This window comes from Vibrio sp. V08_P9A1T1 (assembly GCF_963874405.1).
Classification (GTDB): domain Bacteria; phylum Pseudomonadota; class Gammaproteobacteria; order Enterobacterales; family Vibrionaceae; genus Vibrio; species Vibrio anguillarum.
In genome coordinates this window covers 1-11,652 of the sequence record NZ_CAWNIB010000014.1, presented here as the reverse complement: position 1 = coordinate 11,652, position 11,652 = coordinate 1, and the positions used below count along the sequence as shown (strand labels likewise).

The following is an 11,652-nucleotide window of genomic DNA, read 5'->3' as shown; positions in this document are numbered from 1 at the left end:
ATTATTTAAGTATTAAATTTTATATTGCTAGTCACATACAGATATAACATTCATTTTTACTTGAATGTGCAATATTAGTGCGTATCCTTAGTGTAAATTAATTGTTAATTTAATGTGTCCGATTATTTAATTAAGGAGCTGGTGATGTTAGCTGTACACGAAAACACTTTACAGATTACACAATTAAGTCAAAAAGCGATTCAACAACTTGCTCCCTCCTTTGCGCAATTACCACATACGGAGCATGCTGATGGTCAGTATCGTTTACGGCGCTACTCTGTGGTTCAATTTAACAAAGGGAAAGTCGAGGCGTTGGACAAGCATGACTTTATGCAAACCGATCAAATCAATCATTTTCAAGGCAACATTAAGCGTCATTTCGATCCTATTTTACCCTCTACGTTACAAAGTGAGGGGATGAGAGAAGTGTGCGAGGTGTTTGTGAGTACGAATGGTCTGCCTAATGGGCAAGAGATTGAAATCCATCAGATCCGAATTGCTGCTGTGTTTGATGAGACGCAAGTCGCGCCAGAAGGTGTCCATCAAGACGGTTTTGATCATATTGCGTTGGTGGGGGTGAATCGCCACAACATCGTCGGCGGTGAAATTATGCTGTATCAAGACTGCCATGAAGCCCCTTTCTTTCGGAAAGTGTTAGAAAATGGTGAGATTGCGATGCTCGCGGACAGTAAGTTATGGCATAACGCTTGTCCTATTCGCTCAATTGAGCATGGGCAAGAAGGTCATATGGATGTTTTTGTGTTAACCGCTAAGGATGGCCGAAATGATCTTCACTCCTGAAAAAGTGCGTACGCAGTTTAGTGCTTTGTCGCAAAAATATCATGGTAAGTCAGTGAGTTTCTTAGATGGTCCAGGTGGCTCGCAAGTACCTAAGTCGGTAATAGAAAAAATGAGTGAATATCTGGGCCATTTTAACTCTAATTTGGGCGGACACTATTTTTCAAGCCAAATCACCACTGATTTAATGCAGCAGGCTCGTGAGTCGGTGCAAGCGCTTCTGAACGCTGAGTCATCAGGAAATATTGTATTTGGCGCGAATATGACCTCGTTGACTTTTCAGCTAAGTCGAGCCATTAGCCGAGATTGGCAAGCGGGCGATGAAGTGATTGTTACTGCGCTTGACCATTACTCCAATGTCTCCAGTTGGCAGCAAGCGGCGCAGGATAAGCACGTTACAGTGCACCAGGTAAAGGTGAACCAACAAGATTGTACTTTGGATGTTGAGCACTTACTGTCATTGCTCAATCCTAAAACAAAGCTGGTAGCGGTCACTTATGCTTCGAATACCACAGGATCTATTGTCGATGTTAAACGCATTGTGGATGCGGCGCATCAAGTCGGCGCGATGGTGTATGTGGATGCCGTTCACTATGCTCCGCACCATTTGATTGATGTACAAGAATTAGGCTGTGATTTTTTAACCTGTTCGGCATATAAGTTTTTTGGTCCACACGTTGGTATCGCTTATATCGCTTCGCAGTGGTTACATGCACTTAAACCCTACAAAGTTGAACCTGCAACCAATATTGGTCCGGGACGTTTTGAAACGGGTACGCAGAGTTTTGAAGGTTTGGCAGGCGTGATTGCTGCAGTGGAATATTTGGCGCAATGGGGAGACGCGAGTGGCTCGTTAAGAGAGCGTTTGATCGATAGTTTCATTCAATACAACCAGCATGAACGCCAATTAAGTGAGTATTTTCTGTATAAACTTAAAGGATTGAGTTCGGCTAAGCTCTATGGCCTGACCAAGGCTAACAGTGAACTACGTACACCGACCTTTGCCATTCGCTTAGCTAATCACCACCCAGAATTTGTGGCCAAAACATTGGGCGAGCATAATATTTGTGTGTGGAATGGGCATTTCTATGCGCTTGGTTTAGTGCGTCAGTTAGATCTTGAAAACAGTGGTGGAGTTGTCCGTATCGGTTTTATGCACTACAACACGCGCAGTGAAATTGACGCTTTGTTTGATGTCTTATCCACATTAGCGTAACCAAAGTGGCCCGGAAATCTGTCGAAGGAAAGGTTTCTGGGGCACAGTGCCTTTTTTAGCTTTCATCTTCGGTTGGCTCTAAGGGTAACTCTTCGATCACAATTGGCTCTTTGGGACCTAAAAATTTAGGTTGAGTATTCGTGATATAGAGATCTAAGAATGCTTTCGTACGAGCAAAGACCTCACGCAGCCTCACTTTAAAACCAGAACGAGTTGTTGGCCCTGCAACCGCTAAACACTGAGCATTAATGTTATGGTAGTTGGCAATAAAGAGTGCTCGCTCACAATGAAATTGTTGAGAAATGATCAAAAAATTGTCGGTTTCGAAGATGCGTTTTGCGCGAACAATGGAGTCCAAAGTACGAAACCCTGCATAATCTAAGTAAATATGTTCGCTCGGGATCCCAGCGCGCAGCAGATCGCGTTTCATCGTCCACGGTTCATTGTACGAACGGTGAGCATTATCACCACTGAGTAAAAACCCTTTTACCTTGCCTTGCTCATACAAAGCGATCGCGGCTTCAATTCGGTGGGTATAGTAGTCATTGAGCGTTTTACCCAAGTACTTACTGGTTCCAAGTACAACAGCGACTTGGAATTGACCGACTTGATTTTGCTCGGTGACGATTTGTTTTTCGGCTTGCCAACTGACCCAGCGATCAATGCCAAGCACAAAAAGGCTTGAAATGAACAACAGTATAGACACGTAGCGAAGCAGCGTGTGAACCCGCTTTTTCCAAACAGGGCGAGAGTGATTTGAAGATGAAAATTTTAACACTAAATTTGACGGTTCCTTTGTGCCCAGATCCCGATAGCAATAAAGCAGAGCATAATAATGCTAAACATCATGCCTGATTCTAACTGCGAAAGTGTCCGAGCAAGGTAAGGGCTCGCTTTGATGATCACCAAACCGTAGCCGAAAGCGTTAATCAATATAAACGTAAATGTGCGAACGACAAAGTGTTGGTTGCGCATTAGCTTGCGCATCGCGGCGTTAATCTCCCCACCGAGCATTACGAGCAAACAAGCGATCAATGCGGTTGATATCTCCGTTAAATACGGTGATAAGTAATGCCCTGCGGGCGCTAAAAAGTTCATCATATTGACTCACAGAAAAAGCCCCTAAACATCAGCCGAAGCTTAGGGGACAGCAGAGTAGGAGCTTAGAAAGCCGTGCGTTTGTAGCGGCGGTATACTGGCTGCCAAAAATGCTGCTCAATGGCGGTTTCTAACACATCATCTGGGATCTCCAGTGCAACGCCTTGCTCAATTGCTTTTTTCGCTACCGCAAACGCAATTTTCTTGGAAACGGAGTGAATGGCTTCCAGTGGTGGAAGTAACGCACCATGCCCATTAAGCGCCAGAGGCGAACAGTTGGCGAGTGCACGGCTTGATTCCATCAGCATCTCATCAGTAACTCGACGCGCATTGACCGCCAGTACGCCTAAGCCGATACCAGGGAAAATATAGCTATTGTTGCATTGTGCAATTGGGTAGGTTTTACCGTTATGCAACACGGGATCGAACGGGCTGCCTGTGGCGACGAGTGCTTCACCGTTGGTCCAACGGATAATGTCATTGGGGGTCGCTTCAACACGGCTGGTTGGGTTCGATAGTGGGAAAATAATCGGGCGTGGGCAGTGTTTGTGCATCTCAGTGATAATCTCTTCACTGAATAATCCCGGAGCCCCAGAAACACCGACCAACACCGTTGGCTTGCCATTTTTCATTACTTCCAATAATGAGAAACCATTACCTTCTGTGTTCCAATCATGCGTGTCTTTGTTTTTTTGCACTAGGCGCTGTTGGAAATCAAGTAGGTTAGGCATTCCTTCTTGCAGCAGACCCCAGCGGTCAACCATATAGACTTGAGAACGAGCTTGAGCATCTGAAATACCTTCTGACACAATTTGCGCGATGATTGCTTCGGCAATACCACAGCCTGCAGAGCCCGCACCAAGAAAAGCGATACGTTGCTCGGAGAGTTGACTGCCCGCGGCTTTGCATGCGGCCAATAGCGAACCTACAGTCACCGCCGCAGTGCCTTGAATGTCATCGTTAAAACAACAAATACGGTTTTTATAACGCTCTAATAGTGGCATTGCGTTCTTTTGTGCAAAATCTTCAAATTGGATTAGTGCATCAGGCCAGCGACGTTGCACCGCTTGGATGAACTCTTCTACAAATGCATCATATTCAGCCCCGGTAATCCGAGGGTGACGCCAGCCCATGTACATCGGGTCAGCCAAGCGCTGTGGGTTATTGGTTCCAACATCGAGCACGACCGGTAAAGTATAAGCAGGGCTAATACCACCACATGCGGTATAAAGCGCCAGTTTGCCGATAGGAATACCCATGCCACCAATTCCTTGGTCACCCAAGCCGAGAATGCGTTCACCATCGGTCACTACGATAACTTTTACGTTATGGTTCGCTGCATTATTAAGTAAGTCATCGATGCGATCTCGATTCGGAAAGGAAATGAACAGACCGCGGCCGCGACGATAAATATTTGAAAAGTTTTCACATGCGGCACCCACCGTTGGTGTGTAGATGATGGGCATCATCTCAGTGATGTGGTTTTGTACTAAACGATAGAATAAGGTTTCGTTGGTATCTTGAATATTACGCAGATAGATATGCTTATCCATATCACTTTCAAAGCTGCAGTATTGTTGGTATGCGCGAACAACTTGTTCTTGTATCGTTTCCGTCGTTTCAGGAAGCAGGCCTTCTAAGTTGAAGGAACTGCGCTCTTCAGCACAAAATGCACTGCCTTTATTGAGCAAAGGCGTGCTGAGTAGAGCGGGGCCCGCATAGGGAATATAAAGAGGGCGTTTATCATTATTCATTGTCGGCCTATTTTAGGGTAGAAGGGAACTCAAAAATGATAACGGTTTACTCATGAGATTGTAAATAGACGAGCGGCGACACATGGCACAGAATACTGAAGAATGCCGATAAAAACGGTAGAATTCTCCGTGTTAATTGCTGAGGGCATCAATGTACACATTTTTGTCTATTGGTCTCCTTAAGCAGAGATTTCAAAAGTAGTGTTGAGCGATGATCACTTTAAGTGATAAAGCGACTTTTTGTTCACGGTTTGAAATATTAATCAATCAGACACATATGTCAGTAAGTCTGTTTATGCCTTGTTACAAACCTGGTTTTGATATAGCCAATCCATTCGGTTTTAAGGCATAAAAGACTGTTTTTTTATATCCTATTGCTATATGAACAATCATGGATGATATTGAGTACAGTGTGCTGCCAATTTGTCGGGGGACAAAATGAATACACAAGAAAGGACACGGGTGGTGTTTGATTACACTACATTTCTTGGTGCGTCATGTAATAAGAAATGGACATTCCTCGAAGCCATGACGTCATTTGCACCGATTTTTGGTACGGTATGGAAAGACAGCATTAAAGAATTATCAAGCCCAGAGGATCGCCTATGGGAAATGGCGTTGAAGTCGTTATCAACACGCCGTAGTGATGAAGCGAATTTAATTTCACTGGTGAGATTGGCGAAATTAGAGGGGATTGAAGAGCTAAAATTAGTAATGCCGTATGCGTTGGATTCTGAACAGATCCAATTGATTCAAAATAAAAGCCAATCTTTGATAAAAAATACAAAACCAGATGAATTTCTTATCACCCTGTAAGGGGATAAACAGATAACGGGGCATATTTAATGCCCCGTTATTGTTGAGTGCTAGTCAATCAAGCCATATTGAGAACGCAGGATCGCAATGATCTCTTGCTTTGGGTTTCGGCTTAATACGATCGGTTGGCCAACAATTTTCTCTGCAATCGCAAGATAGGTGTTGGAAATATCCATTAATGCAGCCAAAGGCAGCGCATTATCACGTGCAAGCGCTTCTCGCTCAGCCATCCGTTCTTTGTTGAGTAAAATATCTGGGTCAGGGAAGTAGTTGAGCAAGAATTGACGAAAACCTTCTTTCGAATTTTCCACAATACGTCCTTGCTGATAGGAAGCGCTGTCCCAGATGCGAGAAGAGTCCGGCGTACCCACTTCATCCATATAAATGAGTTTCTCAACGCCGTTGGCATCGGTGACATAGCCAAACTCAAACTTGGTATCGACGAAAATTTGCTCTACTTGGCAGAGTGCATGGCTAATGACGCTGAATCCTTCTTTTAATAGCTTTTCGTATAAGGCAATATCTTCGACACGACTGAAGTTAAAAGCGGCAAAATTCTCTTCAATATTATGACGTGAGATATTGACATCATCGGCTTCTGGAACACCGGGAATGTCTTTTAAGATGCCTTTGGTTGATGGTGTAATGAGCAGTTCTGGCAGTTTTTTATCTTTCTGTAAGCTTTCTGGTAATTGAATACCACAAAAATCTCGTTCACCTTTTTCGTAAGCACGCCACATTGAACCGGTAATATACTGGCGACAAATCGCTTCAATTTTGATTGGCTTGGCTTTTTGCACAATCCATACAAAAGGATGGGGAATATCTAAAATATGGCTATCGGCTAACCCGCTCTCTTGAAATAGCTTAAACCAGTGGTTTGAAATCGCGTTCAATGCCGCGCCCTTACCTGGTACACCTTTGATGCCACCTTCGGCATGCCAGATACAATCAAAAGCGGAAATACGGTCACTGATTACCATAATGGCTAAAGGTGCATCAGGAGCAACGTTGTAACCTTTTTCTTTGATCAAACGCTGGCTATCTTCTGGAGTTAGCCAATAAACAGAGCGAACTTTGCCGCTATGAACAGGTTGGTGAGTGCGAATTGGGAGGTCGTCATTGACGGCAAGGATTTGATCAGCAAGGCTCATTTAGACATTCCTATCTTTTTCAAACGTCATACAGAGAAGATATCGCTTAGCTCAACGCTACTAAGGATATCGATAAACTGTGCGCATCATACCAGAACTATTTTCTGCTGCCAGATAAAAAGCAAACGATTGCCTTTTGTTTGAAAAATTAAGCAGTGGTGAGTTGAATTCAGGAGAAAAGATGCAGTTCTGAGTCGATAAAGCGGCAAACATTGAGATAAAAGCGAAGTAAATAGAGGGGCGATGGCTCGCCCAAAGCCACACATGTGACTTTGAGCGAGTAGCACTGAGGATTATTAGGTTTAGCTGAGTAAAATTAAAATAGTTCCTGTCAGTGTCATCAGTATATTGGCGATAGCATAGGTGCCAGCATAACCCAATGCGGGAATGGTCGATTTTGCGTAGTCGTTAACGATATCCATCGCTGGTGCGCAAGTTCGTGCACCGATAATCGCACCAAATAGAAGCGCGCGGTTCATTTTCAAAATGTACGCACCGACCAAATAGGCAAAGACGACTGGCACCACGCTGACTAAAAATGCAAGGCCGATCACTTGTACGCCCACTTCTGAGAGGTGCTGGAACATTTTCCCGCCAGCACTTAAGCCAATGCCTACCATAAAGAACATCAAACCTAGGTCTTTCACCATATTTAATGCCCCTTGCGGTACATAGCCGAAAGTGGGGTGGTTGGCTCGTAAAAAACCAAGCATAATGCCAGAAAGCAGTAGCCCAACCGCGTTGCCTAAACCGAAGGAGACTTGTCCAAAGGTCATGGTGATCAAACCAAACAAAATGCCGAGAATAAAGAAGCTACAAAAGGCGAGTAAATCGGCCATTTGACTATGGATAGAGATGAAACCTATCTTATCGGCCAAGCCTTGAACACGGCTTTTTTCACCACTGACTTGCAGCACATCACCTTTGGCAAGCACAATGTCTAAGTCCATCGGCATTTCAATTTGTGCGCGTATCACTCGGTTCAGGAAACAGCCATATTCGGATAAATTCAGATCCGATAGGCGTTTACCGGCAATACTGTCACTTTTTACGACGATTTCCTCTTCAGAGATGCGCAAATCAAGTAGGTTGCGATCAAACACCTCTTTGCCATTTCGAAAGCTAGGGTCTAGCCTTGCATGGCTGTCAGGGAAGCCAACCAGTGCAATTTCATCCCCTTCTTGCAAGATGGCGTCACCGTCAGGATGGGCAAGAATACCATTCCGTCGAATGCGTTCAATATAACAACCCGTTTGACGATAAATACCAAGCTCACGTAAATTGCGCCCATCAATCCAGTTGATCAACTCTTGACCAACACGATAGGCACGGATGATGGGTAAATAGACTTTGCGTTGACCGCTGCCACCCAAACCACGCTCTTGAGCAATCTGTTGAGCAGAATCAGAGAGGTTTTGTTTTTGCAGCTTAGGCAGTAACTTGGCAAACATGATCATACTGATAAGACCAATTAAATAAGCCATCGCATAACCCACCGAAACATTATCTAAAATAAGGGATAAATCCATATTTCTTGGAATGGTGGCTAGCCCAGAGTTTAACGCATCTTGTGCGCCTACTAATACGGGGGTGGAGGTTAATGCACCTGCCATCATACCAGCAGCTAAGCCAAAATCGAGGCCGAGATAATAACTGCCAAAATAGGTGATCCAAGTGGCGGTAATGAGCACCACTAAACTTAAGATGAGATAATGTTTTCCGTCACGGAAAAATATGCCAAAAAAGTTAGGGCCAGCTTCAATGCCGACACAATAGATGAACAGCATGAAACCGATGGTTAAGGCTTCAGCATTGAAGGAAAAACCAAGGTGCCCCATGATGAGTGATGTAATTAACACCCCAATAGAGTTGCCCAGTTGTAAGCTACCAAAACGAATTTTGCCAAAACCAAGGCCAATCGCTAAGACAACAAAAATAAGAAGAATAGGGTTCTGATCAAGCAAAAGTACGACGTCGATATTCACGGCTCAACTCGTTATGTGTGCCAAGTGGGGTAGGTAAAGTGTGGGAATTGTATCTGAATATTGCAAAAAGATAAGTGAAATTTGTGACAATTGACATTTCATTGACCTAATTTGAGAGAAAGAGCCATTTATCTATAAATAGCAAAAACCCGCTAAAAATCAGCGGGTTTTTATGTTTCTTGGTTTTATTCGTCGAATAAGCCTAAATGTTCTTTCGCATAAGCTTCGAAATCAGTGCAACCACCGATGTGTTCTTGATCAATAAAGATTTGTGGCACAGTTTCAACTGGTTTACCCACTGTCTTTTCTAAATCAGCTTTGCTGATGCCTTCCGCGTGAATATCGACATAACGATAGTTAAAATCATCGCGTTTTAATTTCAATGTTTCAGCGTGTTCTTTTGCGCGAACACAGTAGGGGCAACCAGGGCGGCCAAAAATAACAACGAACATAGCTTTCTCCTTCATTCTTGTTGCATGCAACTATGCCCGATTCAAGGTCGGAAATAAAGTGGCATTCACCAGTTACTTCAATAGGTAAAAGCTATTGCTTATTCCTTAATCAAAGCAAGCTTACCTCTCGATGGTGTTGGGAATAGATCAATAATGGCTTGGCTGTGACATGCCGCATAAACTTGTGTTTTTTATGTGGTTATTTGCTCCACATTGCACTGCATCAAAAAATTTTTTTAACGATAGGTGCACTCTAAACAGAGCTAATCTAGATGAGAGAAAAGGGAGTTATTCATGTTCCAATTTATGACGGCGACGCGGATCATTTTTGGAGAAGGAGCGTTATTGAATTCACTTTCTGTTCTCAACCAATATGGTTATAGCGTACTGCTGGTTTCGGGAAAAGAACAACAACGAGCTTCCCCTATTGTTCAATACCTGAAAATGCAGAATATGCGCTATCAGCATGTAGCTATTGTTGGTGAACCTAATATTACCATGGTGGAGGAAACGGCCATTTTAGGCCGACGTTTTCAACCGGACATGGTCGTTGCTATTGGTGGCGGTAGTGTGATTGATATGGGCAAGGCACTCGCGGCAATCATTCCTAACCAAGGTAACGTTTATGATTATGTGGAAGTGGTTGGCCGAAATGTGCCGTTAAAGACAAAACCGCTGCCATTTATTGCTATTCCAACCACCGCCAGTACGGGATCCGAAGTCACGCGTAATGCCGTGTTGAAATCGGGACAAGACAAAGTAAAAGTAAGCTTGCGCAGCCCAGATATGCTGGCAGATGTTGCGATTGTTGACCCCACGTTGACCTATGGTACCGACAGTTACACATCTGGCAGAGGCGCAATGGATGCTTTTACGCATTTAATGGAAGCCTATGTGTGTGGTGAACCCAATCCACTCACCGATATGGTCTGTGAAGAGGGGCTGCGCAAACTCAGTCGTTCTATATTGCCAGCGTGCCGAAAAGATGATCATAAAGCGCGAGCGGATCTCTCTTTTGCAGCAATGCTTGGAGGAATGGCGATTACCAATGCAAAACTTGGCGCGGCACATGGCTTGGCATCGGCATTGGGAGGGAAACTTGATGCTCCACACAGCGTGATCACGGCGCGTTTGGCCCCTCATGTTATGCGAGAAAACATTCGAGCAGCGCAAAAAGCAGGGCGAAATGATGTACTTACACGTTATAAAAAAATCGCTCAAATTGTGACTGGCAGAACAAATGTTCACGTTGAAGATGGCGTGCTGTGGGTGAAAATGATGTTAGATAAGTTGCAACTGCCTAAACTCAACCAGTTTGGTGTGTGCAATACCTCGTTTGATCGCGTGGCGTTAGATGCTTTAAAGTCGGTCGCGATTAAAGGTAACCCTTTGCCTTTAACACAAGAAAGGTTAATCCATATATTAAATCAAGTTTGCGAGTGCCAAGGTGAGTGTGAGGAGTGGCAACCGAATTCATCCAATCAGGTAGAAGTTAGGCATGATCCAGTCGCGCCTGAAAGTAGCAAGCAAAGTTGATAAAAAAACGGAGCAATTGAGCTCCGTTCTAACGATTATTTTAGGATCGCGATTATCTTAGAACTGTGACAGCTTATCGTAGCGCGAGTCTTTTAGTACATCCTTGACGCGTTTAAGATTTTCACGAAAACCAGAGCCACGGCGCAGGGTGAAACCAGTAGCCAGTACATCAATTACCGTCATTTGCACCACACGGCTTGCCATGGGCATATAGACGTCAGTATCTTCAGGTACGTCAAGAGAGATCGACAACGAGCTTGCTTTGTCCAGCGGTGAATCTTTTGCCGTAATCGCAATGACAGTCGCACCATTTTCGCGCGCAAGATTGGCTATTTCCACTTGGCTTTTAGTACGACCTGTATGCGAAATCAAAACAATTACGTCATTATCGGTACAGTTGATACAACTCATGCGTTGCATCACGATATCTTCAAAGCAAGTGATCGGAATGTTAAAGCGAATAAATTTGTTTTGGGCATCTTTTGCTACAGCAGAAGAGGCTCCTAAACCGAAGAAAGAGATCCGTTTTGCTTGCGTGAGTAAGTCAACTGCACGGTTAATTTGCATTGGATCCAAGCTGTTTTTAGCCACATCCAAACATGCCATAGTCGATTCGAAAATCTTATGGGTGTAGGCGTCTGGGCCATCATCTTCTTCAACATTTCGGTTTACATACGGAGTTCCGTTAGCAAGGCTTTGCGCTAAATGAAGCTTAAAGTCGGGAAAGCCTTTGGTGTCGAGTCGTCGACAAAAGCGGTTTACCGTTGGTTCACTGACATCGGCCATTTTGGCGAGCGTCGCAATACTTGAGTGAATCGCGGTTTGGGGCGAAGCCATAATTAC

General features: G+C 44.2%; 11 protein-coding genes. 4 read left to right on the top strand and 7 right to left on the bottom strand.

Annotated features, from left to right (window positions below; genetic code table 11):
* The first annotated feature begins 144 nt into the window (after nt 1-144).
* Entirely contained in the window at nt 145-801 is a 657-nt protein-coding gene (locus AACT21_RS00850) for a 2OG-Fe dioxygenase family protein (RefSeq protein ID WP_026028039.1), read from the top strand.
* A complete protein-coding gene (locus AACT21_RS00845; RefSeq protein WP_013857127.1) occupies nt 776-2,014 on the top strand; it encodes a cysteine desulfurase-like protein in 1,239 nt (412 codons plus the stop codon). The genes AACT21_RS00850 and AACT21_RS00845 overlap by 26 nt, the downstream gene beginning before the upstream one ends.
* Before the next feature lie 55 nt (nt 2,015-2,069).
* Here AACT21_RS00845 and AACT21_RS00840 read toward each other — a convergent pair whose 3' ends face one another.
* The 3 genes from AACT21_RS00840 to AACT21_RS00830 form a co-directional block, all read right to left on the bottom strand.
* Nucleotides 2,070-2,819 carry a SanA/YdcF family protein gene (locus AACT21_RS00840; RefSeq protein ID WP_174223849.1) on the bottom strand — a complete coding sequence of 250 codons (750 nt, stop codon included), beginning with the start codon at nt 2,817-2,819 and terminating at the stop codon, nt 2,070-2,072.
* The gene (locus AACT21_RS00835) at nt 2,792-3,115 is read right to left on the bottom strand and encodes a DUF3392 domain-containing protein (RefSeq protein ID WP_017042030.1); all 324 of its coding nucleotides are present in this window, start codon (nt 3,113-3,115) and stop codon (nt 2,792-2,794) included. The genes AACT21_RS00840 and AACT21_RS00835 overlap by 28 nt, the downstream gene beginning before the upstream one ends.
* A gap of 62 nt (nt 3,116-3,177) precedes the next feature.
* On the bottom strand, nt 3,178-4,866 hold the full coding sequence (locus AACT21_RS00830) for an NAD-dependent malic enzyme (protein WP_094164216.1): 1,689 nt from the start codon (nt 4,864-4,866) through the stop codon (nt 3,178-3,180).
* Nucleotides 4,867-5,304: 438 nt separating this feature from the next.
* Here AACT21_RS00830 and AACT21_RS00825 point away from each other — a divergent pair, with 438 nt between their 5' ends.
* Nucleotides 5,305-5,682, top strand: coding sequence for a transporter (locus AACT21_RS00825; protein ID WP_176430213.1), 378 nt, complete (start codon nt 5,305-5,307; stop codon nt 5,680-5,682).
* Nucleotides 5,683-5,732: 50 nt separating this feature from the next.
* Here AACT21_RS00825 and AACT21_RS00820 read toward each other — a convergent pair whose 3' ends face one another.
* The 3 genes from AACT21_RS00820 to AACT21_RS00810 all read right to left on the bottom strand — a co-directional run bounded on the left by AACT21_RS00820 (nt 5,733) and on the right by AACT21_RS00810 (nt 9,273).
* Entirely contained in the window at nt 5,733-6,836 is a 1,104-nt protein-coding gene (locus tag AACT21_RS00820) for a phosphoribosylaminoimidazolesuccinocarboxamide synthase (RefSeq protein ID WP_094164214.1), read from the bottom strand.
* Nucleotides 6,837-7,138: 302 nt separating this feature from the next.
* Nucleotides 7,139-8,821, bottom strand: a complete 1,683-nt coding sequence (locus tag AACT21_RS00815) for an aspartate:alanine antiporter (RefSeq protein WP_013857120.1) — start codon at nt 8,819-8,821, stop codon at nt 7,139-7,141.
* Nucleotides 8,822-9,006: 185 nt separating this feature from the next.
* Nucleotides 9,007-9,273: a GrxA family glutaredoxin gene (locus tag AACT21_RS00810; RefSeq protein WP_010320195.1), complete on the bottom strand. Its 267-nt coding sequence runs from the start codon at nt 9,271-9,273 to the stop codon at nt 9,007-9,009.
* 294 nt (nt 9,274-9,567) lie between these two features.
* Here AACT21_RS00810 and AACT21_RS00805 point away from each other — a divergent pair, with 294 nt between their 5' ends.
* A complete protein-coding gene (locus AACT21_RS00805; RefSeq protein WP_094133527.1) occupies nt 9,568-10,809 on the top strand; it encodes an iron-containing alcohol dehydrogenase in 1,242 nt (413 codons plus the stop codon).
* Between the two features lie 57 nt (nt 10,810-10,866).
* On the opposite strand, the gene AACT21_RS00800 is transcribed toward AACT21_RS00805, so the two are convergent.
* On the bottom strand, nt 10,867-11,652 hold a 786-nt coding region (locus tag AACT21_RS00800), incomplete at its 5' end, for a MurR/RpiR family transcriptional regulator (protein WP_094164213.1).